Source organism: Rhodobium gokarnense (assembly GCF_025961475.1).
Taxonomy (GTDB): domain Bacteria; phylum Pseudomonadota; class Alphaproteobacteria; order Rhizobiales; family Rhodobiaceae; genus Rhodobium; species Rhodobium gokarnense.
Genome location: NZ_JAOQNS010000004.1, coordinates 408,219 through 433,988 on the forward strand (window position 1 = coordinate 408,219; position 25,770 = coordinate 433,988).

Annotated in this window: 23 protein-coding genes; 4 read left to right on the forward strand and 19 right to left on the reverse strand. The window is 66.1% G+C overall.

Going from position 1 to position 25,770, the window contains the following annotated elements; all coding sequences use genetic code 11:
* Window positions 1-114: 114 nt before the first annotated feature.
* A complete protein-coding gene (locus M2319_RS09530) occupies window positions 115-762 on the reverse strand; it encodes an aspartate/glutamate racemase family protein (RefSeq protein ID WP_264601220.1) in 648 nt (215 codons plus the stop codon).
* Between the two features lie 195 nt (window positions 763-957).
* On the opposite strand from M2319_RS09530, the gene M2319_RS09535 reads away from it, so the two are divergent.
* Both M2319_RS09535 and mazG read left to right on the forward strand, forming a co-directional pair.
* Window positions 958-1,461, forward strand: a complete 504-nt coding sequence (locus M2319_RS09535) for a hypothetical protein (protein WP_264601221.1) — start codon at window positions 958-960, stop codon at window positions 1,459-1,461.
* Between the two features lie 296 nt (window positions 1,462-1,757).
* Complete coding sequence (mazG, locus tag M2319_RS09540; protein WP_264601222.1) at window positions 1,758-2,576, forward strand: nucleoside triphosphate pyrophosphohydrolase; 819 nt, start codon at window positions 1,758-1,760, stop codon at window positions 2,574-2,576.
* Between the two features lie 39 nt (window positions 2,577-2,615).
* On the opposite strand, the gene hflX is transcribed toward mazG, so the two are convergent.
* The 9 genes from hflX to dusB all read right to left on the reverse strand — a co-directional run bounded on the left by hflX (window position 2,616) and on the right by dusB (window position 14,953).
* Window positions 2,616-3,965: a GTPase HflX gene (gene hflX / locus M2319_RS09545; RefSeq protein ID WP_406682089.1), complete on the reverse strand. Its 1,350-nt coding sequence runs from the start codon at window positions 3,963-3,965 to the stop codon at window positions 2,616-2,618.
* Between the two features lie 54 nt (window positions 3,966-4,019).
* Window positions 4,020-4,277, reverse strand: coding sequence for an RNA chaperone Hfq (gene hfq, locus M2319_RS09550; RefSeq protein ID WP_264601223.1), 258 nt, complete (start codon window positions 4,275-4,277; stop codon window positions 4,020-4,022).
* 259 nt (window positions 4,278-4,536) lie between these two features.
* Window positions 4,537-6,003, reverse strand: coding sequence for a TrkH family potassium uptake protein (locus M2319_RS09555; RefSeq protein ID WP_264601224.1), 1,467 nt, complete (start codon window positions 6,001-6,003; stop codon window positions 4,537-4,539).
* Window positions 6,004-6,023: 20 nt separating this feature from the next.
* A complete protein-coding gene (gene trkA / locus M2319_RS09560) occupies window positions 6,024-7,400 on the reverse strand; it encodes a Trk system potassium transporter TrkA (RefSeq protein WP_264601225.1) in 1,377 nt (458 codons plus the stop codon).
* 141 nt (window positions 7,401-7,541) lie between these two features.
* A complete protein-coding gene (gene ntrX, locus M2319_RS09565) occupies window positions 7,542-8,909 on the reverse strand; it encodes a nitrogen assimilation response regulator NtrX (RefSeq protein ID WP_264601226.1) in 1,368 nt (455 codons plus the stop codon).
* A gap of 5 nt (window positions 8,910-8,914) precedes the next feature.
* Window positions 8,915-11,182 carry a sensor histidine kinase NtrY-like gene (locus M2319_RS09570; RefSeq protein WP_264601227.1) on the reverse strand — a complete coding sequence of 756 codons (2,268 nt, stop codon included), beginning with the start codon at window positions 11,180-11,182 and terminating at the stop codon, window positions 8,915-8,917.
* Window positions 11,183-11,361: 179 nt separating this feature from the next.
* On the reverse strand, window positions 11,362-12,804 hold the full coding sequence (gene ntrC, locus M2319_RS09575; protein WP_264601228.1) for a nitrogen regulation protein NR(I): 1,443 nt from the start codon (window positions 12,802-12,804) through the stop codon (window positions 11,362-11,364).
* Window positions 12,801-13,937 carry a two-component system sensor histidine kinase NtrB gene (locus M2319_RS09580; RefSeq protein ID WP_264601229.1) on the reverse strand — a complete coding sequence of 379 codons (1,137 nt, stop codon included), beginning with the start codon at window positions 13,935-13,937 and terminating at the stop codon, window positions 12,801-12,803. Before M2319_RS09580 ends, ntrC begins: the two co-directional genes overlap by 4 nt.
* The gene (gene dusB / locus M2319_RS09585; protein WP_264601230.1) at window positions 13,937-14,953 is read right to left on the reverse strand and encodes a tRNA dihydrouridine synthase DusB; all 1,017 of its coding nucleotides are present in this window, start codon (window positions 14,951-14,953) and stop codon (window positions 13,937-13,939) included. The genes M2319_RS09580 and dusB overlap by 1 nt, the downstream gene beginning before the upstream one ends.
* 179 nt (window positions 14,954-15,132) lie before the next feature.
* Here dusB and M2319_RS09590 point away from each other — a divergent pair, with 179 nt between their 5' ends.
* Window positions 15,133-16,365: a bifunctional 2-C-methyl-D-erythritol 4-phosphate cytidylyltransferase/2-C-methyl-D-erythritol 2,4-cyclodiphosphate synthase gene (locus M2319_RS09590; RefSeq protein WP_264601231.1), complete on the forward strand. Its 1,233-nt coding sequence runs from the start codon at window positions 15,133-15,135 to the stop codon at window positions 16,363-16,365.
* Window positions 16,358-16,855, forward strand: a complete 498-nt coding sequence (locus M2319_RS09595) for a CinA family protein (protein WP_264601232.1) — start codon at window positions 16,358-16,360, stop codon at window positions 16,853-16,855. Before M2319_RS09590 ends, M2319_RS09595 begins: the two co-directional genes overlap by 8 nt.
* 119 nt (window positions 16,856-16,974) lie before the next feature.
* Here M2319_RS09595 and M2319_RS09600 read toward each other — a convergent pair whose 3' ends face one another.
* From M2319_RS09600 to M2319_RS09640, 9 genes are all read right to left on the reverse strand, one after another.
* On the reverse strand, window positions 16,975-17,466 hold the full coding sequence (locus tag M2319_RS09600; protein WP_264601233.1) for a type II toxin-antitoxin system RatA family toxin: 492 nt from the start codon (window positions 17,464-17,466) through the stop codon (window positions 16,975-16,977).
* 17 nt (window positions 17,467-17,483) lie between these two features.
* On the reverse strand, window positions 17,484-18,476 hold the full coding sequence (lipA, locus tag M2319_RS09605) for a lipoyl synthase (RefSeq protein WP_264601234.1): 993 nt from the start codon (window positions 18,474-18,476) through the stop codon (window positions 17,484-17,486).
* 103 nt (window positions 18,477-18,579) lie between these two features.
* Window positions 18,580-18,828: a GlsB/YeaQ/YmgE family stress response membrane protein gene (locus M2319_RS09610; RefSeq protein WP_264601235.1), complete on the reverse strand. Its 249-nt coding sequence runs from the start codon at window positions 18,826-18,828 to the stop codon at window positions 18,580-18,582.
* Between the two features lie 73 nt (window positions 18,829-18,901).
* On the reverse strand, window positions 18,902-20,317 hold the full coding sequence (lpdA, locus tag M2319_RS09615; protein WP_264601236.1) for a dihydrolipoyl dehydrogenase: 1,416 nt from the start codon (window positions 20,315-20,317) through the stop codon (window positions 18,902-18,904).
* Window positions 20,318-20,399: 82 nt separating this feature from the next.
* Window positions 20,400-21,764 carry a pyruvate dehydrogenase complex dihydrolipoamide acetyltransferase gene (locus tag M2319_RS09620; protein ID WP_264601237.1) on the reverse strand — a complete coding sequence of 455 codons (1,365 nt, stop codon included), beginning with the start codon at window positions 21,762-21,764 and terminating at the stop codon, window positions 20,400-20,402.
* 57 nt (window positions 21,765-21,821) lie between these two features.
* The gene (locus M2319_RS09625) at window positions 21,822-23,246 is read right to left on the reverse strand and encodes a pyruvate dehydrogenase complex E1 component subunit beta (protein WP_264601238.1); all 1,425 of its coding nucleotides are present in this window, start codon (window positions 23,244-23,246) and stop codon (window positions 21,822-21,824) included.
* Window positions 23,247-23,262: 16 nt separating this feature from the next.
* On the reverse strand, window positions 23,263-24,330 hold the full coding sequence (gene pdhA / locus M2319_RS09630; protein WP_264601239.1) for a pyruvate dehydrogenase (acetyl-transferring) E1 component subunit alpha: 1,068 nt from the start codon (window positions 24,328-24,330) through the stop codon (window positions 23,263-23,265).
* A gap of 179 nt (window positions 24,331-24,509) precedes the next feature.
* A complete protein-coding gene (locus M2319_RS09635) occupies window positions 24,510-24,830 on the reverse strand; it encodes an FtsB family cell division protein (protein ID WP_264601240.1) in 321 nt (106 codons plus the stop codon).
* Between the two features lie 150 nt (window positions 24,831-24,980).
* On the reverse strand, window positions 24,981-25,733 hold the full coding sequence (locus M2319_RS09640; RefSeq protein ID WP_264601271.1) for a DUF502 domain-containing protein: 753 nt from the start codon (window positions 25,731-25,733) through the stop codon (window positions 24,981-24,983).
* Between the last annotated feature and the right edge of the window lie 37 nt (window positions 25,734-25,770).

The following is a 25,770-nucleotide window of genomic DNA, read 5'->3' on the forward strand; positions in this document are numbered from 1 at the left end:
GTGCCCTGCGGCTGCCGGGATTGCTGTTCGCCGCTCTTCCCTCCCGGTTCTTCAGGATGATCGCTGCCGATGTCCCGGGCGGCGCCGTCGGCATGTCGTGTGGCGTAAGAAGCATCACCGCGATGTGCATCGCGCCATCGCCGCGGCCAGACCGGCGGCCGGGCTCGTCAACGGCGTCGGGCCGTTCCTGACGGACCGTGCCGCGTCGGCCATGGAGGCCTGCGCCAGGGCGACGATCGACGCCCCGTCGGCATAGGCCGCATCGGCGGCCGTTGCGATGGCCGCGAGATAGCCGCCCGTGTCGCCGGCCCTGAAACGATCCCAGACGCCGGGCACGAGCCGGATGTCGACTGTGGCGCCTGTCTTTGTCGCTTCCTCCTCGAAGACCCGTCTGGTCGCCTCCAGCGTCGTCTCCACGGCACAGAGCGCGACGACGGTGCCGCCCGTTGCTGCCGCCTCCTCCGCCAGCGCCCTGTCGATCCGGATGACGGGCGCGGCCGATGTCTCGGCGGCGGTATGGGCGACGGGGCCGAGCGTCGAACAGGTCAGGAGAACCGCATCGGCATTCCCGGCAAGCCCGGAAAGGATTGCCGCGGTGTCGTCGGCGATCTGCGGCGTCAGGCCGCCTGCCGCCTCGGCGGCAAGAAGAAGCTCCGGGCGCACAAAATGCTCCAGCGTTCCGTCCGGCAGTCCGAGGTGTCTGGCTGCGGCCTCGAAGATCGCCACGTTGCTCGCCGCGCTATGGAGGCATTTGAGCAGCACTCGGGTCACCCTTCAGGTTTGGAGCGGCTTCTCCTGGCGGCGTTGCCGCGGCAACGGGCCGGAATTCCGCCGTTTTCCCGGCCTTTGCGAAATACCGGTACCGGTACTGGAATACATTGTGTTCAGTCGAAACTGCAAATAAGAATAGTTCCTGTTCCTACTTGGATTTTCTTCCCTTTTCAGGACGATCGCAAAATGATCAGGATCTTCTCTGCCACTGTACTCGCCTTGGCGGTGTTGACGGGCCCTTCGCTGGCCGCCGGCGACCGTTTCTGCCATCAATACGCCTCAACCACCGCCGATGTCGCCCAGGACGCCATCAACAAGAACCCCGCCTGCCTCAATCCGAGCAAGGGCGTGCACGGCGTTTATCAGGCGCACTACGACTGGTGCCGCAAGACCCCGCGCAAGACGGTCGAAGGCGCAGCCGACAACATCCGGCGGCTGGCGCGCCAGTGTACCCGCCAGGCGGGCGGGCCGAACGGTCGGACGAATCCCCAGTTCTGCCAAAAATATGCGACCAATGCCGCCCGGGTGTCGCAAAACGCCATCGACCGCAATCCGAACTGTCTCGATCCCAGCCGGGGCGTTCACGGCTATTACCAGGGACATTACGACTGGTGCCTGAAGAATACGCGCGGCACCGTGCAAGGCGCGGCCAAAAACATCCGGCGGCTGGCGCGCCAGTGCAGCCGTTGACGGCCTGGAGCCTCGGGCGAGCATGGAATCGCGCCGAATGCTATAACCAACTGTTTTAACGAATAGAATTTTCGAGGACCGGTCTTTGTTTTTGGGGAAACCGGTCTGGAATCGGAGCGCTGAAAAGACCGGAGGGCGGCCTCGGCTGCCCTCCTTTTTCGTGAAAATGACCGGGCGGGCGCCCTCGCCGCCGTCGCGGCGTGCCGGTGACCGCGCGCCGCCGCCCATGCTAGGCTACGACCCGCGACTCTTTTCGTTGCACCCCTTCCGTCCGACAAAAATCCGGAGCCTTTGCCATGGAGCCCTCGCGGGACATTTCACGCCTTCTGGAAATCATGGCGGCGCTGAGGACGCCGGGCACCGGATGTCCCTGGGACCTGGAGCAGGATTTCTCCACCATCGCCCCCTACACCATCGAGGAAGCCTATGAGGTGGCCGACGCGATCGATCGCGGCGACCGCGGCGATCTTTGCGACGAGCTTGGCGACCTGCTCCTCCAGGTGGTCTTCCATGCGCGCATGGCGGAGGAAGAAAAGAGCTTTGATTTCAGCGATGTGGTGCTGGCGGTGAACCGCAAGATGGTGCGCCGGCACCCGCATGTCTTCGGCGATGCGGAGGCGCGCACCTCCGGCATGTCGAAGGCCCAGTGGGAGGCGATCAAGGCGGTCGAAAAACGCGAAAAGGCCGAGCGTCACGGCGATGCGGCAACGCGCAGCATCCTCGATGACGTGACCGTCGCCCTGCCCGCGCTCACCCGCGCCGTCAAGCTGCAGCAGCGCGCCGGCCGCGTCGGCTTCGACTGGAACGACGTCCGGGCCGTCATCGCCAAGCTGCACGAGGAACTGGGCGAGCTGGAAGCGGAAATGGCAGCAAGCGAGCCCGTCCAGGAGCGCATCGAGGAGGAAGTCGGCGACCTCCTCTTCGTCGTCGCGAATCTCGCCCGGCACCTGGACGTCGATCCGGAAAAGGCGCTGAGGGGCACGAACGACAAGTTCCGCGACCGGTTCCGGCACATCGAGGCCGGCCTGAAGGACGCGGGAAAAACGCCCGAGGACGCCACGTTAGAGGAGATGGAAGCGCTCTGGCAAGCGGCCAAGAAGCCTAAGAACGCATAGAACATAACGCGTTAGAAAACAGAGTTATAAAAACAACACTTAAAGTGATTGTTCGGCTTCCTGCGTGCGCATGCGGCCGTCGACGTAGGCGGCGCAGCGCCGGCGCACCTCGTCGGCGTATTTCGGCGGAATGCGGATGGTGAGGTGGATGCCCTCCTCGCCGTCGTCGCGCTCCAGGACCTCGCAACTGCGATAGAGCCAGGCGAGCAGCGCACCGTCGCTCGGCGGCAGGGTCAGCCGCAGCACCTGGCGGTTTGCGGTCAGCCGCCGCGCGATCTCGGCCAGCAGCGGCTCGATGCCCTCGCCGGTGAGTGCGGACACGGGGTAAGGACCGCCCTCCTCCGCCCGGTCCAGCATCCGCTGGCGCTGGTCGGGTGCCAGAAGGTCGATCTTGTTCCAGACCTCGATGACGTGGCTGGTGTCCCGGGCGTCGATGCCGAGCGCATCGAGGGTGTCGGCGACGTCGGTCGCCTGGGCCTCGGTCTCCGGATGGCTGATGTCGCGGATATGCAGCACGATGTCGGCCGAGATGACCTCTTCCAGCGTTGCCCGGAAGGCGGCGACGAGATGCGTCGGCAGGTCGGAGATGAAGCCGACGGTGTCGGACAGCACCACCTCCATGCCGCCGGGAAGCTCGACGCGCCTCAGGGTCGGGTCGAGGGTCGCGAACAAAAGGTCCTCGGCCATGACCGAGGCATCGGTCAGCCGGTTGAAGAGGGTCGACTTGCCGGCATTGGTGTAGCCGACCAGCGCGACGACGGGCCGCGGCACCTTCTTGCGCGCCTTGCGGTGCAGGCCGCGGGTGCGCTTGACCTGCTGCAGGTCCTTTTCCAGCCGGGTGATGCGTTCCTGGATCAGCCGCCGGTCGGCCTCGATCTGGGTCTCGCCGGGGCCACCAAGGAAGCCGAAGCCGCCGCGCTGGCGCTCCAGGTGGGTCCAGGAGCGTACGAGCCGGCTCTTCTGGTAATTGAGATGCGCCAGCTCGACCTGGAGGCGGCCTTCCTTGGTCCGCGCCCGCTCGCCGAAGATTTCGAGAATCAGGCCGGTGCGGTCGAGGATCTTGGCGTTCCAGGCCTTTTCCAGATTGCGCTGCTGGATCGGCGAAAGGGCGTGGTCGACGATGACGAGGCCGATGTCGTCCATGCGCACGGCAAGGCCGATCTCCTCCACCTTGCCGGAGCCGAACAGGGTTGCCGGTTTCGGCTCGGCGACGCGCACGACCGAGGCGCCGATTACGTCGAGCGCGATCGCCTCGGAAAGGCCCACGGTCTCGGCCAGCCGGCCCTCGGGCGAACGCTCCGTCAGAGCGGCCTCGCCGCGTCCCGGGGCGCCCTTGCGATGGGTCAGCTCCGGTTCGAGCACGAGCGCGCGCACGGGATCTCTCGCCACCTGCTCACCAGCCGGTGGAGTCTCGGCCCCGCCCTGCCCGTCTTGCGGCTTCAATCAGTCAGCGGCCTTTTCGCCCGTTTCCTCGCCCGGTTCAAAAAGCTGAACGGGCTGATTCGGCATGATCGTCGAAATAGCGTGCTTGTAGACGAGCTGGGAATGCCCGTCTCGCCTCAACAGGACACAGAAATTGTCGAACCAGGTAACCACCCCTTGCAACTTCACGCCGTTGACCAGGAAGATGGTCAGGGGGATCTTGTTCTTGCGTACATTGTTCAGGAAGGTGTCCTGGAGATTCTGTCCGCGGTCCGCCATTGTTGTTATTGCCTTTTGTCTTTCTTCGGACGTTGCGTCCGTTCTCTGTCGTTCTGCCGCCGGAAGCCATGCCGACGAACAATATTGCCGCAAGCGGGCATCGGTCACCTGCGAGCATAGCAAATCATAGGCGACGCATCGCTGGAATGAAACTACGATTATTTTATGAAATGCAAACGCAAATGCCGCATAAATTCAAGCTACACGCGCAGGTTTTCCGTCCGCAGCCCGATTTGCCGCAGTTTTACAGCCATTCCCGTCACCTGCGCAACCAGATGAGACCGTTTACCGCGCCCAGGAGCGCGAGCATTTCCAGGCGCCCGGCGATCATGGTCAGGCACAGGGCGAGCTTGGCGATGACGCCGAACTCCTCAAAGAGCTGCCAGTGGCGCACGCCGGTCTGCCACTGGCTCTCATAGACCGGGCCGATATTGGAAAAGGTCGCGGCCGTCGCCAGGAGCGCGTTCTCGTAGTCGATGGCCTCGCCGGCGACGACGAGGGTGATGATGCCGAGGACCATGACCGTGACCACGAAATGGCTCCAGATCGCCTTCATGAGCTGCATGTCGTAGGGCTGGCTGCCGAATTTCGCCGGCCGGATGCCGTGCGGATAGAGCAGCCGCGTCAGCTCGCGGGCCGACTGGGTGGCCATGGCGCCGAACCGGTAGGCCTTGATGCCGCCGGCGGTGGAAAAGGCGCTGCCGCCGATGAAGATGACCATCAGCACCAGCGGCAACGGCAACAGCGCGAGGCCGCCGGTGCGGGTCTCGTAGCCGGTCGTCGAGATCATCGAGGCGGCCGTCACCAGCCCCTCGCGCAGGGCCGACAGCGGCGACAGCACGCTCGCCGAGCCGGCGGCCTGAAACAGCACCGCGGCCGTCAGCACGCCGAGGACGAGGATTCCGGCGATCAGGATATAGCTCTCCCGGTGCTCCTTCAGGAGCTGGAAGCGGCGCTGCAGCACCATACGGTGCCACAGGATGCTGGTCGCTCCGATGACCATGAAAACGGCGAGCCAGACTTCCAGCGCCGGCAGACCATAGACCGACAGGTCGCCGTCGCGCGGCATGAAGCCGCCGGTTGAGACGGTGGAAAAGGTCAGGCAGAAGGCGTCGAAGGCCGGCGCGCCGATGACGAAGAGGCCGACGAAGCAGATGAAGGTGGCGGCGCCATAGGCCGTTGCGGTGTCCAGAACGATCTGGGTGGCGCGGCTGATGTCGGTGCGCTCACTGGTCTCCAGCAGGCGGATCTGGCGGCCCGGAAGCCCGCCGACCCCGGCCGGCGCGAGAATCAGCACGATGGACAGAAGCGTCAGGAAGCCGCCGATCCATTGCAGCTCGGCGCGCCAGAAGATGACCGCGCGCGGCAGCGGATCGAGCGTCTTGAAGACCGTGGCGCCGGTCGTCGTCAGTCCCGAGACCGTCTCGAAATAGGCATCGATCGGAGCCAGCCCGGTGATCAGCACCACCGGGATCGCGGCGATCGCCGGCACCAGGGCCCAGACCATGATGAGGAGGATATAGCCGTTCTTGTGGACCAGCCGGCGCTCGCGCCCGGTAAGCGCGATGGCCGCGGAGACGGAGACGACGGAGGTGAGCGCGGCGGTCAGGCCGAAATCGACGAGTGCGACCGTCTCGCCATAGCTGGCGGCGACGGCCACCGGCAGGAGCAGCGCCACGGCGATGCCGGTGAGGACGAGCGCGAAATGATAGAGGATACCGCTCATGAACCGGCCATGCCCGGATCCTAGAAGAACTCGAGGCTGACGCGGAACATGCGCTCGACCTGGCGCACCCGGCCGCCGACGGTGAAGATGACGACCCGGTCGTTGGCGAGGATCTGGGTGTCGCCGCGCGGGATGATGACGTTGCCGGCGCGGTAGATGGCGCCGATGCGGATGCCGTCGGGAACGTCGAGTTCGCGCAAGGGTTTGCCGACCAGCGGCGAGGTCTCCAGCGCCTCGGCCTCGATCACCTCGGCGCTGCCGTTCTGCAGCGAGTGGACGCCGCGGATGCGGCCGCGGCGGACGTGGCGCAGCACCTTGGAGACGGTGACGGCGCGCGGATTGATGTGGGCGTCGATGCCGAGGGCGCGGGCAAAGGCGTGGTAGCTGGTGTTGTTGATGAGGCAGAGATTGCGCCGGCAGCCGAGCTTCTTGGCCATGACGCTGGTCAGGATGTTGGCCTCGTCGTCATTGGTCAGCGCGATCATGGTGTCGGCGTGGCGCACGTCCGCTTCGGTGAGGATCGCCTGGTCGAGGGCGCTGCCGTGCAGGATCACCGTGCGCTTCAGGCCGTCGGCGATGTCGATGGCGCGCTCGCGCGAGGCCTCGATGATCTTGACCTTGGAGCCGGCGTGGCGCTGTTCCAGGGCCTTGGCGACGTAGAGCCCGATATTGCCGCCGCCGGCGACCACCACCCGGTTCGCCTCCGGTTCCTCGTGGCCGAAGATGCCGAGTGTCCGCGCCACCTGCTCGCGGCGCGCGGCGACATAGACGAGGTCGCCTTCCAGCATGGCGTCGTTGATATGCGGCACGAACAGGGTGTTGCCGCGGAAGATGCCGACGACGACGGCGCCGAGATCGGGAAACAGCTCGGTGAGCTGGCGAATCGGCGTGTCGACGATCGGGCAGTCCGGCTCGCAGACGACGCCGACGACGACGACCTTGTCGTCGGCAAAGCGCACGGTCTCCACAGCGCCCGGCAGGGCGAGGCGCCGCAGCACCATCTCGCCGACCTCGATCTCCGGCGAGATGATGACGTCGATCGGCATGTGGTCGCGGGAGAACAGGTCCTGCCAGTGCGGCTGCAGATAGCTCTGGGCGCGCACCCGGGCGACCTTGGTCGGCACCGCGAACAGCGAGTGCGCGACCTGGCAGGCGACCATGTTGACCTCGTCGTAGAGGGTGACGGCGATGATCATGTCGGCCTGGTCGGCGCCGGCCTGGGACAACACGTCCGGATGGGCGCCGTGGCCGACGAAGCCGCGCACGTCGAGCGCCTCGCGGATGCGGTTGATCAGTTCGGGCGAGGAATCGATGACGGTGACGTCGTTCTGCTCGGCCGCGAGCTTTTCGGCGATGCCGTAGCCGACCTGGCCGGCTCCGCAGACAATGACTCTCATGGGGTTGCGACTCTCATGGACGGCGCCTTTCGCGCTTTTTGCTCCTGCCCTTTTAGCGGGTTAAAGGGGCGCACGAAACAGCGCAGGAACAGGAAAGCGACAACGCCGGGCGGGCCGCGCGGTTCCGCGGGGCCCCGATCGTCAGCCGAGGCCGAGGGATTTCAGCTTGCGGTGCAGGGCCGATCTCTCCATGCCGACGAATTCCGCGGTGCGCGAGATGTTGCCGCCGAAACGGTCGATCTGGGCCTTCAGGTAGTCGCGCTCGAAGGCCTCGCGGGCGTTCCTCAGCGACATGGCGAGGAGATGCTCGCCGCCGGCGCTCGACGACAGCGAGGGCAGCATGGAGCCGACCTCGGCCGGCAGGAGGTCGGCGGTGATCGTCGCCTCCGGGTCGCCGCGGGTCAGGATCATCAGCCGCTCCACATTGTTGCGGAGCTGGCGGATGTTGCCGGGCCAGTCATGGGCCTGCAGGACGGCCATGGCGTCGTCGCCGATGCGCCGCTTCGGCAGGCCCGTCGCCACCGAGATCTGCTCCATGAAGAAGTCGACGAGGCCGGGGATGTCCTCGCGCCGCTCCGACAGGGACGGCACCCGGAGCGGCACCACGCCGAGCCGGTGGAACAGGTCCTCGCGGAACCGGCCTTCGGCGATCTCGGCCTCCAGGTTACGGGCGCTGGAGGAAATGATGCGCACGTCGACATGGACCTTGGTGCCGCCATTGACGCGCTGGAACTTCTGGTCGACCAGCACGCGCAGGATCTTGCTCTGGGTCTCGCCGGGCATGTCGGCAATTTCATCAAGGTACAGCGTGCCGCCATGGGCCTCTTCGAGCGCGCCGACCTTGCGCTGGGCGCCGCCTTCGGCCTCGATGCCGAACAGCTCCTCCTCCATGCGCTCCGGCGTGATGGTGGCCGCGTTGAGCACCACGAAGGGACCGGCCGCGCGGGCCGAGCGATTGTGGATGGTGCGCGCCACCAGCTCCTTGCCGGAGCCGGACGGGCCGGTGATCAGGATGCGGCTGTTGGTCGGCGCGACGCGCTCGATGGTCTGGCCGAGCTGGTTGATGACGGAGGAATCGCCGACGAGCTGCAGCGCATCGCCGGAGCGCTGGCGCAGGTCCCTCACCTCACGCTTCAGCTTGGAGGCTTCCAGCGCGCGTTCCGCGATCAGCACCAGCCGGTCGGCCTTGAACGGCTTTTCGATATAGTCGTAGGCGCCGCGCTTGATGGCGGAGACGGCGGTCTCGATGTTGCCGTGGCCGGAGATCATCACCACCGGCAGTTCCGGATGCTGGGCCTTGATCTCGTCGAGGAGGCCGAGGCCGTCGAGGCGGCTGCCCTGCAGCCAGATGTCGAGGAAGGCGAGCGAGGGCCGGCGGTCGCCGATCGCGGCAAGGGCGCCGTCGGCGTCCGCCGCGGTGCGGGTCGCGTGTCCCTCGTCCTCCAGGATGCCGGCGACGAGGTCGCGGATGTCCGTTTCGTCGTCAACGATGAGAATATCGCTGGCCATTGTGGTTATGCTCCCTCGGTCAGGCTTTCGGCGGCATCGGACGCGGCCGCGCCGCCGCCATTGACCAACAGTGTGAGACGGACCATGGCGCCGCTGCCGCCTTCGGCAACGGCCGGCGCGTCGCGCAACTCGATGCGCCCGCCATGTTCCTCGACGATCTTGCCGACGATGGCGAGGCCGAGGCCGGTGCCCTTCTCGCGCGTCGTCATGTAAGGCTCAAGCAACCGCTGGCGGTTTTCCTTCGGCCAGCCGATGCCGTTGTCGATGACGTCGATGACGAAGCGCCCCCCCTCGCGGTGGACCCGCACGTGGATGTGGCCCTCGCGTTCGTCCACGGCGATTGCGGCCTCCACGGCCTCCGTGGCGTTCTTGACGACATTGCCGACGGCCTGGCCGATCAGCCGGTGGTCGAAGCGGCCGATCATCGGCTGCTCCTCGAATTCGGTGGTGAACTCCACGTCCTGGCGGCCGACGCCGACGAGGAACACAGCCTCGCTGACGGTGTCGGTGAGGTCGCGCTCCTCCATCACCGCCTTCGGCATGCGGGCGAAGGACGAGAACTCGTCGACCATGCGGCCGATGTCGCCGACCTGGCGCACGATGGTGTCGATGCACTGGTCGAACACGGTGCGGTCGTCCTCGATCTGCTTGCCGTAGCGGCGCTTGATGCGTTCGGCGGAAAGCTGGATCGGCGTCAGCGGGTTCTTGATCTCGTGGGCGATGCGGCGGGCGACGTCGGCCCAGGCGGTGGAGCGCTGGGCGGCGACGAGGTCGGTGATGTCGTCGAAGGTCAGCACCAGGCCGTGGTCGCGGCCGGCGGACTGCTCGCTGGTGGCCTGGACGGAGAACGTGCGCTCGCGGCCGTCGCGCACCAGCACGACCTCCTCGGTGCGGTTGCCGCTGGCCGCGGCGTGGGCGGCCGGGACGATGCCGGAGAATTCCGGCACGGCCTCGTCGATCGGCCGGCCGACCAGTTCGTCGAAGGAGAGCGCCAGCAGGTGCTGGGCGGAGTTGTTGGCGAGCGAGATGCGGCTGTCCTCGTCGATGCCGAGGACGCCGGCGGTCACGCCGGCCAGAACCGCCTCGGTGAAGCGGCGACGGCGGTCGATCTGGTCGTTGGCCGCGAGCAGCTCGCCGCGCTGGCTGCGAAGCTGCTTCATCATGGTGTTGAAGGTGTTGCCGAGCCGGAAGAGGTCCCCTTCCCGGCGCCCGATGGCGACCTCCACGTCCATGTTGCCGCGCGAGACCTGGTCGGCGGCGCCGATCAGCCGGCGGATCGGCGTCACCAGACGGTTGGCGAAGCCGAGGCCGATCCAGATGGCGGAGAGCAGCAGCACCAGGGTCATGCCCACATAGATCATGCCGAAGGCGACCTGGACGCCGAACCGGCTCTCTTCCAGGCGGGCATATTCGGACGCCTTCTCCTTGGTGACACTCAGATACTCGACGACGCGGCTGTCCAGCGCCCGGGCGATGTAGAGATAGGTGTCGACATAGCCGGTCAGCTTCATGACGCCGCCGACGAGGTTCGACGGCCCCGGCGCGATCAGCACCGGCTCGCCGTCCTCGGCGCGCTCCAGCACGCCCTTCGGCGGCATCAGCATCTTCACGTCGGGATCGATGATGGCGCTGGTGATGATGCTGCCGTCGGAGCCGAGGAGATAGGCGGCCGGGATCTGGCGCAGCGTGAGCTGGGTCTTGAGGAACAGGTCGAAGCGCAGCGGCTCCTCGTCATAGAGCGGCTTGGCGCGGGAAAAGTCCGAGGCCATGGCGATGAGGTCGGAGCGCAGCACCCGCGTGTGTTCCTGCACATAGGCGTTGGCGACGGTGACCGCGTTGGAGACGATCTGGCGGGTGCGGTCCTGGAACCAGCGGTCGAGGCCGACATCTAGGGTGATCAGGGCGATGATGGCGACGATGATCGCCGGGATCGCCGCGATCAGGCTGAACAGCGTGACGATGCGCACATGCAGGCGCGCCGCGGCGCGGCCGCGCTGGCGGGCGAGCAGCAGGCTGCGGGCTTCCAGCGCGATGGTGACCAGCAGGATGACGACGAGGATGCCGTTGATGACCATCGCCGCCCGGATCACTTCCGGCGTCGGGTTGATGGGCGACAGGCCGGTCAGGACGATGAACGAAATGGTCGCCGCGAACAGCGCCACCACCACGGTGATGAGGCCGATGCGCCGGACCAGGCGGCGTCCGTCGCCGCCCGAGCCGGTGCGCTGGTCGGTCTGTCTGGAAGCGTCCGATGGGGTGGCCGAAGAGGTCATGCGCGGCAGAAGGCCCGTGGCAGTCGTCGGTGAAGGCGGGTCCGATGATTCCGGAAAGTCGCAATCCTACAACAATGTTGCGAAAATGCGACAGAAGCGGGGCAGAAAACTTTACCGGCGCGCATGCGAACGCCCCCGGGCGGCCGAAGCCGCCCGGTTACGCCCTCGCCTGAGGCGTCTTAGCGCATGCCGCGATAGACCTGGATTTCCAGGTCGCGGATCTTCTTGCGCAAGGTGTTGCGATTGAGGCCGAGGAGATCGGCGGCGCGGATCTGGTTGCCTCTGGTCGCGGCGAGCGCCGCCGTGATCAGCGGCTGCTCGATTTCCCGCAGAATCCGCTGGTAGAGCCCGGCCGGTGGCAATTCGTCGCCGAACTGGGAGAAGTATTTGGCCAGGTGCCGCTCGACGGCGACGGTGAGCGACTCGCTCTCCTGGGCCGGCTCCGGCAGCGGCTCGGCGAACGGGCGCTCCAGCTCCGCCTCGATGTGCTCCTTGTTGATGACCTCGTCGGGGCAGAGGGCGGCGAGCCGGCGGATCAGGTTTTCCAGCTCGCGGATGTTGCCCGGCCAGCGGTAACGGCGCAGCGCCTCAAGGGCGGCAGCATCGATCTGCTTGGCCGGCAGACCCTCGCGGGACGCCTGCAGGAAGAAGTGCCGGACGAGGTCGCCGATGTCCTCGGTGCGCTCGCGAAGGGGCGGCAACCGGATGGGGACGACGTTGAGGCGGAAGAACAGGTCCTCGCGGAACAGGCCCTGGTCGATGAGCTGGCGCAGGTCCTTGTTGGTGGCGGCGACGATGCGCACGTCGGTCTTGATCGGCGTGCGGCCGCCGACGGTGGTGTATTCGCCCTGCTGCAGGACGCGCAGCAGCCGCGTCTGGGCGTCCATCGGCATGTCGCCGATCTCGTCGAGGAACAGCGTGCCGCTCTCGGCCTGCTCGAAGCGGCCGACGGAGCGGGTCTGGGCGCCGGTAAAGGAGCCCTTCTCGTGGCCGAACAGTTCCGATTCGATGAGGTCGCGCGGGATGGCGGCCATGTTGATGGCGACGAACGGGCCGTTGCGGCGCTTGCCGTAGTCGTGCAGGGCGCGGGCGACCAGTTCCTTGCCGGTGCCCGATTCGCCGGAGATCAGCACCGTCAGGTCGGTGTGCATGAGGCGCGCGAGCACCCGGTAGATGTCCTGCATGGCCGGCGAGCGGCCGACCAGCGGGATGTTCTCGCCGCCCTCCTCCTCGTCGCCGACCCGCTGCTCGCGGCGCGGCTCGGACAGGGCGCGGCCGACGATGGAGATCAGCTCCTTCAGGTCGAAGGGCTTGGGCAGGTATTCGTAGGCGCCCTTCTCGGAGGCCCGGATCGCCGTCATGAAGGTGTTCTGCGCGCTCATGACGACGATCGGCAGGTCCGGCCGGATGCGCTTGATGCGCGGCAGGAGATCGAAGGCGTTCTCGTCCGGCATCACCACGTCGGTGATGACGAGATCGCCGTCGCCCTCGTTGATCCAGCGCCACAGCGTGCCGGCATTGGAGGTCAGGCGGACGTCGTAGCCGGAGCGCGACAGGGCCTGGTTGAGGACGGTGCGGATTGCCGAATCGTCATCGGCGACGAGGATTCTTCCCTGCGTCATTGGGTGTCTCCGGCGTCGCCCGCGGTGGCGGGCGTAAAGGCTGGCAGGAGGATGCGGAAGACGGTCATGCCCGATTTCATGTCACATTCTATGACGCCGCCATGGTCGCCGACGATCTTGGCGACGAGGGCAAGGCCGAGGCCGGTGCCGTTGGTCTTGGTGGTGACGAACGGGTCGAACAGATGCGGCAAGAGATCTTCGGAGACGCCGGGGCCGTTGTCCTTGACGCAGAATTCCAGCGGCAGGCTGACCTTTTCCGCGCTGCCCGGGACGGACAGCCGGATGCCCGGCCGGAACGCGGTCGACAGCTCGATCTCGCCGTCGGGCCGGTCCTTGACCGCCTCGCAGGCGTTCTTGATGAGGTTGAGGAAGACCTGGATGAGCTGGTCGGAATTGGCCCAGACCGGCGGCAGCGACGGGTCGTAGTCCTCGCGGATCGTGACGTCCCGGGCAAAGCCGGTGGTGGCGACCCGCTTCACCCGGTCGAGCACGACATGGATGTTGACCGGCGCGCGCTCCACCGGGCGCTCGTCGGAAAAGACGTCCATGCGGTCGACGAGCTTGACGATGCGGTCGGCCTCGGCGGTGATGAGCTGGGTCAGCGCCCGGTCCTCGTCGCCGACGGACTGCTCCAGGAGTTGGGCGGCGCCGCGGATGCCCGACAGCGGGTTCTTGATCTCGTGGGCGAGCATGGACGCAAGGCCCATGACCGAACGGGCGGCGCCGCGATGGGTGAGCTGCCGGTCGATCTTGTCGGCCATGGAGCGTTCCTGCAGCATGACGACGGTGCCGGGCTGGCGATTTATCAGCGGTGCGGCATGGATGTCGACGATGCGCTCCGAGCCGATGCGGGGCGAGGAAATGTCGACCCGGTAGCCGTTGACCGGGGTGCCCCGGCGCACGACTTCGTCGATCAGCGCCAGCACCGGGCTGCCGAAGGGCACGAAATAGGACAGGCCATGCTTGCGCAGGCTGGAAAGGCTCGCCTGGAAAAAGGACTGGGCCGAATCGTTCGCCGTGATGATGCTCATGTCCTCGTCGACGAGCAGCACCGGATGCGGCAGGGCGTTGATGATGGCGGTCGCCTGCACTTCGCTGGCACCGTTGGCGGAGGCGTTCTTGCGGTTCAGCATCAGGCGGCATCCCGTCGTTCGGCCGCGTCGAACCAGCACGTCAGCAGCGCGCGCACGCTGTCGGGGTTCTCTGCAGTCAGAATGTCCCTGCGCAGGGCTTTTGCGTCGGCGTCGCTGCGCGGGCTGGCGTCCATGTACCAGGCAAGATGCTTGCGGGCGGCGCGAAGGCCGAGGTCGACGCCGTAGTGGTCGAGGATGCCCTCATAGTGTTCGGCGACGATCACCGCGATCTCGTCATTGGCCGGCTCGGCCGGGGCGACGCCGGTCGAAAGATACCGTGCAACGGCGCCGGGGAACCAGGGGCGCCCATAGGCGCCGCGCCCGATCATGATGCCGTCGGCGCCGGACTGGCTGAGCATTTCGGCGGCATCTTCGAAGCTTTCGCAGTCGCCATTGGCGATGACGGGAATGGAGACGGCCTGCTTGACCGCGGCAATGGCCTTCCAGTCGGCCCTGCCCTTGTAGAACTGGCAGCGCGTGCGGCCATGGACGGTGACGAGGGCAACGCCGGCCTTTTCGGCGCGCCGTGCAAGCTCCGGCGCGTTGAGATTCTCGTCGTCCCAGCCTAGGCGCATCTTGACGGTGACAGGCACTTTGACCGCGCCGACCACGGCCTCGATCAGCCGCGTTGCGTGTTCGAGATCGCGCATCAGGGCCGAGCCGGCATAGCCGGTCGTCACGCGCTTGGACGGGCAGCCCATATTGATGTCGAGGAGGTCGGCGCCGGCGGCTTCCAGGCGGCGGGCGCTTTCGGCGAGTGCCGTCGCCTCGCGCCCGGCAAGCTGTACCGCGTGGGGGGCGACGCCGGCCGATTCGGCGCGCAAATGGGCCTCCTCACCGCCGGTGATCAGTTCGTTGCTTGCCACCATTTCCGAAATCACCAGACCCGCGCCGAAGCGATGCGCCAGCCGCCGGAACGGCGCATCGGTAATGCCCGCCATCGGCGCCAGGAATACGGCATTTTTCAGCCGCAGATCACCGATCGTGGGAGCGTGGTTCCACACGGTCCGTCGCATGCTTTTGCTCACTTCATAGGCAGATATACGGGCTGCACTGATATTAGTCAATGCGACGCCTTGACGGCGTGACGATGCGCGGCATTCCTGCAACATATGCGCCCGCCGCCGCATCGTGATATGGAACGATCACATAGCAAATTAATGGCCCCGAACCACTCACATTTTCCGTGTCGCCCATGAAAATCGACGAAAACACGACGGTCGCCGTCCTGCTGGTTGCCGCCGGACGCGGATCGCGGGCCGCCACCGCCTCCGACACCAGCCCCAAACAATATCGCACAATTGGTGGCGTTTCGGTTATCGCCCGCTCGATCAAGGTGTTCCAGGACCATCCGCGCGTCGGGCCGGTCGTTGCCGTCATCCACCGGGACGACGGCGCGGCCTTCACAGAGGCGACCGGCGAGGCCGGCCGGGACGTTGCGACCGTTCCGGGCGGCGCCACGCGACAGGCCTCGGTGCTGTGCGGGCTGGAGCACCTTGCGTCCCTCCCCGCCCCGCCGGACATCGTCCTCATCCACGACGCCGTGCGCCCGTTCGTCGCCCCGTCGGTGATCGACGACGTCATCCTGGCGCTTGGCGACAGCGAGGGCGCGATCGCCGCCCTGCCCGCCATCGAGACGCTAAAGACCGAGACCGAGAACGGGCATATCGCCAAAACCGTGCCGCGGGCCGGCGTCTGGTCGGCGCAGACGCCCCAGGGCTTCCATTTCGCGCCGATCCTTGCCGCCCATCGCGCCGCCGCCGAATCGGAGCGCTCCGACTTCACCGACGACGCTGCGGTGGCCGAATGGTACGGTGCGGCCGTGCGGCTCGTCGCCGGCAACCGCGACAACGTCAAGCTGACAACGGCGGGAGACCTCGCCAGCGCCGACCGGAGACTGAAGATGGAAGCGCTGATGCACATGGCCGACATAAGGGTCGGCTCCGGCTTCGACGTCCATGCCTTCGTGGAGGGCTCCGAAGTCATCCTCGGCGGCGTCGCGATCCCGCACGACAAGCGCCTCAGCGGCCATTCGGACGCGGACGTCGCCATGCATGCCGTGACCGACGCGCTCTTCGGCGCGCTCGGCGACGGCGATATCGGCAGCCACTTCCCGCCCTCCGAGCCGGAATGGAAGGGAGCGGCCTCAAGAATCTTCCTGGAAAAGGCGGTCTCGCTCGTTCAGGAACGTGGCGGCGGCATCGCCCATATCGACGTGACGATCATCTGCGAGGCGCCGAAGATCGGCCCGCACCGGGACGCGATCAGGGAGAGCCTGGCCGCACTCTGCGGCCTTGCCGTGGAGCGGGTCTCGGTGAAGGCGACGACGACGGAGAAGCTCGGCTTCACCGGCCGCAAGGAAGGCATCGCCGCCCAGGCGACCGCCACCATTCGCCTGCCCTTCGACGACGGTGCCGCCGATGGCTGACGACGACCTCAAGGCGCTCGCAGCCACCGTACTTCAGGCGTGCCGCGCCAAGGGCCTGATGGCGGCGACGGCCGAGAGCTGCACCGGCGGGCTGATCGCCGCCATGCTGACGGAGGTCGCCGGCTCGTCGGATGTGGTGGAGCGCGGCTTCGTCACCTATTCCAACGAGGCCAAGACCGAAATGCTCGGCGTTCCGGCTGACCTCATCGAGGCCCAGGGCGCCGTCAGCGAAGCGGTGGCGCGGGCGATGGCGGAGGGAGCGATCGCGCACTCCCGCGCCGATATCGCCGTTGCCGTTACCGGCGTTGCCGGGCCCGGTGGCGGCTCGCCGGAAAAGCCGGTCGGCCTCGTCCACCTGGCGGCAAGCCGGCGGGGCGGCCAAACAGTGCATCTGGAGCGGCGCTACGGCGACATCGGCCGCGCCGAGGTGCGCGCCGCGACCGTCGTCGATGCCTTGTTGCTGATCGAGAAGCTGGCCGTCGGCGGCTAGAGCGTATTCCCGAAAAGTGGAAACCAGTTTTCGGATAAGAATACGCATCAAAACAACAAGCTAGAGCGTTTCGGGCGATTCCGTAATCGCATGAAATGCTCTAGGCGTTCCCGCCGGCCTCAGGGGCTTACAGTGGAGGGCCGCGCCATCCGCTGGTCGTGGATGCCGTAGAGTTCGTCGGCGCGCTTCTCGAAGGCCGTCGAAAACATCCGGAACGCCTTGTCGAAGACGGTGCCCATCACCGCGCTCAGCATGCGCGAGCGGAACTCGTAGCTGATGAAGAAGCCGACGTCGCAATTGTGCTCGGGCAGGTCGTCGAACTTCCAGCGGTTGTGCAGGTATTTGAACGGGCCGTCGAGATATTCGACCTCGATGGTCATGTCGCCGCGATTGAGGGTCGCGCGCGAGGTGAAGCTCTCGCGGATCACCTTATAGGCGACCGTCATGTCGGCGACGATGACGTCGCAGGAGGGCGACACCACCTTCCTGCCGCGCAGGCGCGCGGCCTGGCACAGTGGCAGGAACTTCGGATAGTTCTCCACGTCCGCGACCAATTCGAACATGTTCTCGGCGGTGTGGCGAACCCGTCGGGTCGTTTCAAATTCCGGCATTGGTCATCCGATTGGGATCAGTAGCCCTTGGCCGCCACGCGCGCCGCGCGCAGCTTGGCGAAATCGTCGCCGGCATGGTGGGACGAGCGGGTCAGCGGCGTCGCCGAGACCATCAAAAAGCCCTTGGCGTAGGCGATCTGCTCCAGCGCCTTGAACTCGGACGGCTCCACGAAGCGGTCGACCGGATGGTGCTTGCGGCTCGGCTGCAGGTACTGGCCGATGGTCAGGAAGTCGACGTCGGCGCTGCGCAAATCGTCCATGAGCTGCTGGATTTCGTGCCGCTTCTCGCCGAGGCCGACCATGATGCCGGACTTGGTGAACATGGTCGGATCGAGCTCCTTCACCCGCTGCAACAGGCGGATGGAATGGAAATAGCGGGCGCCGGGGCGAACGGTGAGGTAAAGGCCCGGGACGGTCTCCAGATTGTGGTTGAAGACGTCGGGCTTGGCGGCAACGACCGTCTCCACCGCCCCGTCCTTCCTCAGGAAGTCGGGCGTCAGAACCTCGACCGTAGTGGTCGGCGAAGCGGCGCGGATCGCCTTGATGGTGGCGGCAAAGTGCGCGGCGCCGCCGTCGGCGAGGTCGTCGCGGTCGACCGAGGTGACGACGACGTGCTTCAGGCCCATGCGGGCGACGGCGGTCGCCACCCGCTCCGGCTCCAGGAAGTCGAGCCCCTTCGGGATGCCGGTCGAGACATTGCAGAAGGCGCAGGCCCTCGTGCAGGTGTCGCCCATGATCATGAAGGAGGCGTGCTTCTTGGCCCAGCACTCGCCGATATTCGGGCAGCCCGCTTCCTGGCAGACGGTCACCAGCCGGTTGTCGCGGACGATGTTCTCGGTTTCCCGGAACCCGGTGTTGCCCGGCGCCTTGACCCGGATCCAGGAGGGTTTCCTCAGGATCGGCGTGTCGGCCCGGTGCGCCTTTTCCGGATGGCGCGGCCGTTCGGCCTTGGCGTTGTCGGTCTTGGCGTCGGTCCCGGTCTCGGGCTGTGTGTCGGGGGCGATGGCCATGGGTGGTCTTTCCGTCTTTCAACTCACGACCGGCGGTCGCTGCCGGCCGCCGGTCGGATGGGCATATAGCGCGCGCGGGCTTGCGCGCAAACGCGACCTTTGGTCAGGAAATCAGCCGCGCGATCAGGACGACGATGATGGCGCCGACCGTTGCGACGATGATTTGCTCGACGAAGGCGTTGCCGATGTTGAGGCTGATGTTGAACTGCCGGGCGAGGAAGCCGCCGACGAAGGAGCCGACGAGGCCCCACAGGATGTATTTCAAAAGGCCGCCGCCGCCGACGACGAAGCTGGCGAGCCAGCCGGCGATCAGGCCGATGACGACCCAGATGATGATAGACCGTGTGTCCATGTTGCGTTCGTCTCCCCGTTAACTGCCGCCGCGTTGCGTCGGCTGGAGCCCCTTCAATGACAGCGACAGCCTATCACGTATGGATGACGCGGCCATAGGCGTCCAAAACGCTTTCGTGCATCATCTCCGAGAGCGTCGGGTGCGGGAAAACCGCGTGGATCAGCTCTTCCTCGGTGGTCTCAAGGTTCATGGCGACGACGAACCCCTGGATAAGCTCGGTCACCTCCGCGCCGACCATATGGGCGCCGAGGAGCTGGCCTGTCTTGTCGTCGAAGACCGTCTTGACGAGGCCTTCCGGCTCGCCGAGGGCGATCGCCTTGCCGTTGCCGATGAACGGAAAGTGGCCGACGCGGACCTTGTAGCCGGCTTCCTTGGCCTTTGCCTCCGTCAGGCCGACCGAGGCGACCTGGGGATTGCAGTAGGTGCAGCCGGGGATCTTCAGCTTGTCCATCGGGTGGACGTCGAGGCCCTTGATGCCCTCAACGCAGATGACGCCCTCGTGCTCGGCCTTGTGGGCGAGCATCGGCGGGCCGGCGACGTCACCGATGGCATAGAGCCCTTTGACGTTGGTGCGGCCGAGCCCGTCGGTGACGACGCAGCCGCGGTCGGTTTTCACGCCGAGGTCTTCCAGGCCGAGCTTCTCGATATTGCCGACGACGCCGACGGCGGAGATCACCTTGTCGACGGTGAGCTTCTCGCTCTTGCCGTCCTTGAATTCCAGCGTCGCGGTGACGCTGTCCTTGCCCTTGTCGAGCTTGGCGACCTTGGTGTCGGTGTGGATCTTCATGCCGGCCTTTTCCAGGCGCTTGCGGGCATGGGCGGAGATTTCCGCATCCTCCACCGGCAGGATCTGCGGCAGCACCTCGACGACGGTCACCTCGGCGCCCATGGTGCGGTAGAAGCTGGCGAATTCGATGCCGATGGCGCCGGAGCCGACGACCAGCAGCTTCTTCGGCAACTCGTCCGGGACCATGGCCTCGAAATAGGTCCAGACCTGCTTGCCGTCGGGCTCCAGACCGGGCAGCACGCGCGGCCGGGCGCCGGTGGCGACGATGACGTGCTTGGCGGAATAGTCGCCGCCGCCGAGGGCGCCCTTCGGCGCATCGTCGGCGCCCGTGACGGTCATCTTGCCCGGGGCCGTCAGCTTGGCCGAGCCCCAGATCACGTCGACCTTGTTCTTCTTGAGCAAGAAGCCGACGCCGGTGGCGAGCTGTTTTGAGACACCGCGCGAGCGCTTGACGACGGCGTCCATGTCGAAGCCGATCTTGTCCGCGGACAGGCCGAAGTCCTTGGCGTGCTCCATGTGGTGGTAGACCTCGGCGGAGCGCAGCAGCGCCTTGGTCGGGATGCAGCCCCAGTTGAGGCAGATGCCGCCGAGGTGCTTCTTTTCAACGACTGCGGTCTTGAAGCCGAGCTGGGCGGCGCGGATGGCCGTGACGTAGCCGCCGGGGCCGGCGCCGATCACGATGATGTCGTAAGCGTTGGACATGGCTTGCCTCGTTGTGCGGTGCCGCGCGGCGGGCGCCGAGCTGGCGCCTGCCGAATGCGTCGCGCGTGCCGAAGGACGGGTGCTAGACCAGCATTCCCATCGGGTTCTCGATGTAGCGCTTGAAAGCGGCCATCAGTTCGGCGCCCAGCGCCCCGTCGACGGCGCGGTGGTCGGTGGAAAGGGTCGCCGACATGATGGTCGCCACCTCGATGGTGCCGTCGACAACGACCGGCCGCTGCTCGCCCGCACCGACCGCAAGGATCGTCGCGTGCGGCGGGTTGATGACGGCCGAAAAGTCCTTGATGCCGAACATGCCGAGATTGGAGACGGCCGTCGCCCCGCCCTGGTATTCCTCCGGCTTCAGCCGGCGGTCGCGGGCGCGCTTGGCAAAATCCTTCATCTCGTTGGAGATGATGGACAGCGTCTTTTCGTCGGCCCGGCGCACCACCGGCGTGATAAGGCCGCCCGGGATGGCGACGGCAACGCCCACATCGGCGGACTTGTGCTTCAGCATCGCGTCCTCGGTCCAGGTGACGTTGGCGTCCGGCACGGCCTTCAGCGACAGCGCCAGCGCCTTGATGACCATGTCGTTGACGGAGATCTTATAGGCCGGCTTGTCGTCGGTCACCGGGGCCGCGTCGTTGAGCTGTTTGCGCAAGGCGAGCAGCGCATCGATGCGGCAGTCGACGGTGAGGTAGAAATGCGGGATCGTCGTCTTCGATTCCGTCAGGCGCCGGGCGATGACCTTGCGCATGGAATCGTGCGGCACGGTCTCGTAGCTGCCCTCCTCGAACATGGCGCGGATCGCATCGGCGCCCATGCCCTTTGCCGGCGCAGCAGCGGGCGCGGCGGCCTCGGCCTTGTCCGGCTTGGCGGCGGCGGTGCCCTTTTCAAGGGCCTCTTCCACGTCGCGCTGGACAATGCGGCCATGTGGGCCGGAGCCCTTGATGGCGGAAAGGTCGAGATCGTTCTGCTTGGCGATGCGGCGGGCGAGCGGGGAGGAAAAGATGCGGTCGCCGTCGCCGGTCGTCGGCGCCGGACCGGCTTCAGCGTCTGCGGCGGCCGGCTTTTTCGCCTCCGTTTTCTTCTCGTCGCTCTTTTGGGCCGGCTTGTCGTCGGTCTTTGCCGCCTCAGCCTTTTCGGGCTTGGCGTCTTTCTTCGGCGCCGCGTTTTCGCCCGCGCCTTCCAGCGCGCTTTCGTCCTCGCCCTCTTCCAGAAGAAGCGCGATCAACTGGTTGACCGGCACGTCGTTTGTACCCTCGCCGACGACGATCTTGCCGACGGTGCCCTCGTCGACGGCTTCCACTTCCATGGTCGCCTTGTCGGTCTCTATTTCGGCGATGACGTCGCCGGGGGCGACCGAATCGCCCTCTTTCACCAGCCACTTGGCGAGATTGCCGCTTTCCATGGTCGGCGACAGGGCCGGCATCAGGATCTCTATGGGCATTGCTGCGCTCCCCGCATTTTCATGCCTGCATCATTCATTTGAGCGGTTGAGGCGCCCTCACCTGTAGCAGACCGCCTTGACGGCCTCGATCAGTTCGGGAACCGAGGGCTTGGCGAGCACTTCCAGATTGGCCGCATAGGGCATCGGCACGTCCTTGCCGGTGATCGACAGGATCGGCGCGTCGAGCCAGTCGAAGGCCTTTTCCTGGACCTGCTTGGCGATCTCCGAGGACACCGAGCAGATCGGCCAGCCCTCTTCCACGGTGACGCAGCGGCCGGTCTTCTTCACCGACTCAATGACCGTGTCGATGTCGAGCGGACGCAGGGTCCTGAGGTCGATGAGTTCGGCCGAAATGCCCATCTCGTCCAGCGCCTCGGCGGCCTTGACCGCATAGGTCATGCCGATGCCCCAGGAGACGATGGTGGCGTCGGTGCCCGGGCGGGCGATCTTGGCCTTGCCGATCGGAAGCACGTAGTCGTCGAGCTTCGGCACGTCGAAGGACTGGCCGTAGAGCATCTCGTTTTCGAGGAAGACGACCGGGTTCGGATCGCGGATCGCCGCCTTCAGGAGGCCCTTGGCGTCCGCGGCTGTCCACGGCATCACGACCTTCAGGCCCGGGATCTGGGAATACCAGGCGGAAAAATCCTGGCTGTGCTGGGCGGCGACGCGTGCGGCAGCCCCGTTCGGGCCGCGGAAGACGATCGGGCAGCCCATCTGGCCGCCGGACATGTAAAGGGTTTTTGCCGCCGAATTGATGATCTGGTCCATCGCCTGCATGGCGAAGTTGAAGGTCATGAATTCGACGATCGGCCGAAGCCCGGTCAGGGCCGCGCCGACGCCGAGACCCGTAAAGCCGTGCTCGGTGATCGGGGTGTCGACGACGCGCGTGTCGCCGAACTCCTTGAGGAGCCCCTGGGTCACCTTGTAGGCGCCCTCATATTCCGCGACCTCTTCGCCCATGATGAAGACGGTGTCGTCGCGGCGCATTTCTTCCGCCATGGCATCGCGCAGGGCCTCGCGCACCGAGGTCTTGACCATCTCGGTGCCGTCCGGGATCTCCGGATCGTCGTCGGGCTTCAAGAGCGGTGTAGCGGCAAGCGGCGGGCCGGACGGCTTGTCGGTCTCGTCGTCCTCGCCATCGTCCGCGGACGCCTCTTCCTTCGGCGCTTCAGCCTTTTCTTCCGCCTTCTCCGGCGCCTTCCCGCCCTTCGGGGCGGCGTCGAGGGCGCTCTCGTCCTCGCCCTCTTCCAGGATCATGGCGATCGGCGTGTTCACCTTCACGTTCTCGGTGCCGTCAGCGACCATGATCTTGCCGAGGACGCCCTCGTCGACGGCCTCGACCTCCATGGTCGCCTTGTCGGTCTCGATCTCGGCGAGAACGTCGCCGGCCGAGACCTGGTCACCCTCGGCCTTCAGCCATTTGGACAGGGTGCCCTCTTCCATGGTCGGGGAAAGGGCGGGCATCAATACTTCGATCGGCATCTTCGTCCGTCCTTCTCTAGCGCAGGATGTCGGTGTAGAGCTCCGAGACGTCGGGCTCCGGATCCGTCTGGGCGAACTCGGCCGCCTCGCCGACGATGCCGCGGACCTCCTTGTCGATCGCCTTGAGGTCGTCCTCGCTGGCGAGCCCGCGGTCGATCATGCGCTGGCGGACCCGCTCGATCGGGTCGTTCTCCGTGCGCATCTTCTGCACTTCTTCCTTGGAGCGGTACTTGGCCGGGTCGGACATGGAGTGGCCGCGGTAGCGATAGGTGATCATCTCCAGAATGTACGGCCCCTCGCCCTTGCGGCAGCGCTCGACCGCCCGCAGCCCCGCCTCGCGCACGGCGCGCACGTCCATGCCGTCGACCTGCTCGCCCTCGATGTCGAAGGAGGCGCCGCGCTGGGAGAAGTCCCCTTGTGCGGTGGCGCGCTGGGTCGAGGTGCCCATGGCGTATTTGTTGTTCTCGATGACGAAGACGATGGGCAGCTTCCACAGGGAGGCCATGTTGAAGCTCTCATAGACCTGGCCCTGGTTGGCCGCGCCGTCGCCGAAATAGGTCAGGCACACCCGGTCGTTCTTGCGGTAGCGGTTGGCAAAGGCGATGCCGTTGCCGAGCGAGACCTGGGCGCCGACGATGCCGTGGCCGCCATAGAAATCCTTCTCGCGGGAGAACATGTGCATCGACCCGCCCTTGCCCTTGGACAGGCCGCCGCGGCGTCCGGTCAGCTCGGCCATGACGCCCTTGGGGTCCATGCCGCAGGCCAGCATGTGGCCGTGGTCGCGGTAGCCGGTAATGACCTGGTCGCCCTCCTCCAGCGCCATCTGCATGCCGATGACGACGGCCTCCTGGCCGATATAGAGGTGGCAGAAACCGCCAATGAGGCCCATGCCGTACATCTGGCCGGCCTTTTCTTCAAAGCGCCGGATCAGCAGCATTTCCCGAAAGGCGTGGCGTTCCTGGTCTTCGGTGAGAGCGGGCGGGGCGTCCGCCGATGCCGGTTTTTTGGCGTCCGGCTTCGCCTTGGCGGATCTTGTCCGGGATTTCGGTGCGGTCTCGGACGATTTCTGCGCTTTCGTTGCCATGCGTTCCTCCGCGCTGTGCAGCGATGATCGCTTGGCGAGAAAGATAGCGCGGGCGCGGGCCGTTTCCAATTCCAAATGGCAACCGGCCGGCAGTTATAACCACTTATTTTTATTGGGAATTCACGATGAACTGGAATCCGGTTGATCAGGTGGATTAACCGGATTTAGGTAATGCCTGCTTACCTAATATGGTCGCGGAAGATGACGACCTCGTCCTGGTGGACGACGTTGAGGCTTTCCCTCGCCCGCTCCTCGATCATATCCGGATCGAGGCTTTCGGGCCGAAGCAGCGCGACCCGGCGTTCCAGCTTCTCCTTGGTCGCCTTGAGGTCGGCCAGTTCCTCGCCGAGATGGGCCGCCTCGCTGTCGAAGCGTTCGCGGGCGAACAGGCCGTAATCGCCATGAAAGGCGTGATAGGCGAAATAGGCAAGGAACATGACCGTGATCGCAGGCAAGTAAAGCTGCTGCAGGACGGTCTTGCGACGGTGTCGAGTGGCCATGGATTTTTTACGCAAGGACTGGTTACGCGAGTACCTGCTCGGCGCTTACTGCGCCCCCCACGGACCATCATGGCCGAATGTGCTTAACGCTTGGTTTCGCACCTGCGGTAGCCGGCGCCGTATGGCGGATTTCGGCCACAGAGTGCGGGGTCAGACCCGTTCGGGACGACGGTCGGGCGACGGCGCTTCCGGCTCGCGGCCAGGCTCCGGCGTGTCGAGCTGAACCCCGGCGTCGGCCGCCAGCTGGCGCGTCTTTGCCTGGTATTGCGGCGAGACGAGGCCGGCGGAAATGACCAGCTTGGCCGCCTCCTCCACCGTCATTTCCAGGGGAATGACGTCCTTCCTCGGCACGAACAGCAGGAAGCCGGAGGTCGGGTTCGGGGTGGTCGGCAAGAAGACGCTGATGATGCCGCCGTCGATGGGCATTTTTTCCGCGACCTCGCCGACGGTGTCAGTCGCAAGGAACACGATCGCCCACAGACCGCGCCTTGGATACTCCACCAGCGCCGCCTTCTTGAACGACTGGCCGCGCTGGGACAGCACCGTCTCGAAGATCTGCTTCAGCGCCTGGTAGAGATTGCGGATCAGCGGCATGCGGCCGAGGATCAGCTCGCCATAGGAGATGATCGTGCGCCCGGCGATGTTGGCCGTGAGGAAGCCGAGCACGGTCAGGCCGACGACGGAAAAGATCAGGCCGAGCCCCGGCACCGCAAACGGCAGGTAGTGTTCCGGGTTGTAGACCGTCGGGATCAGCGGCTTCACCCAGTCGTCGACCCAGCGGATGAACGACCAGGTGAGGTAAAGGGTGATGCCGAGCGGGCCGGCGACGATGATGCCGGTCAGCAGGTAATTGCGCAGCTTGGCCGCCCCGCTGACGCGCGCGGAGCTTTCTGGCGGGCCGATCTTTTCGGTCGGCCGTTGTTTTTTCTGGCTTTTCGGT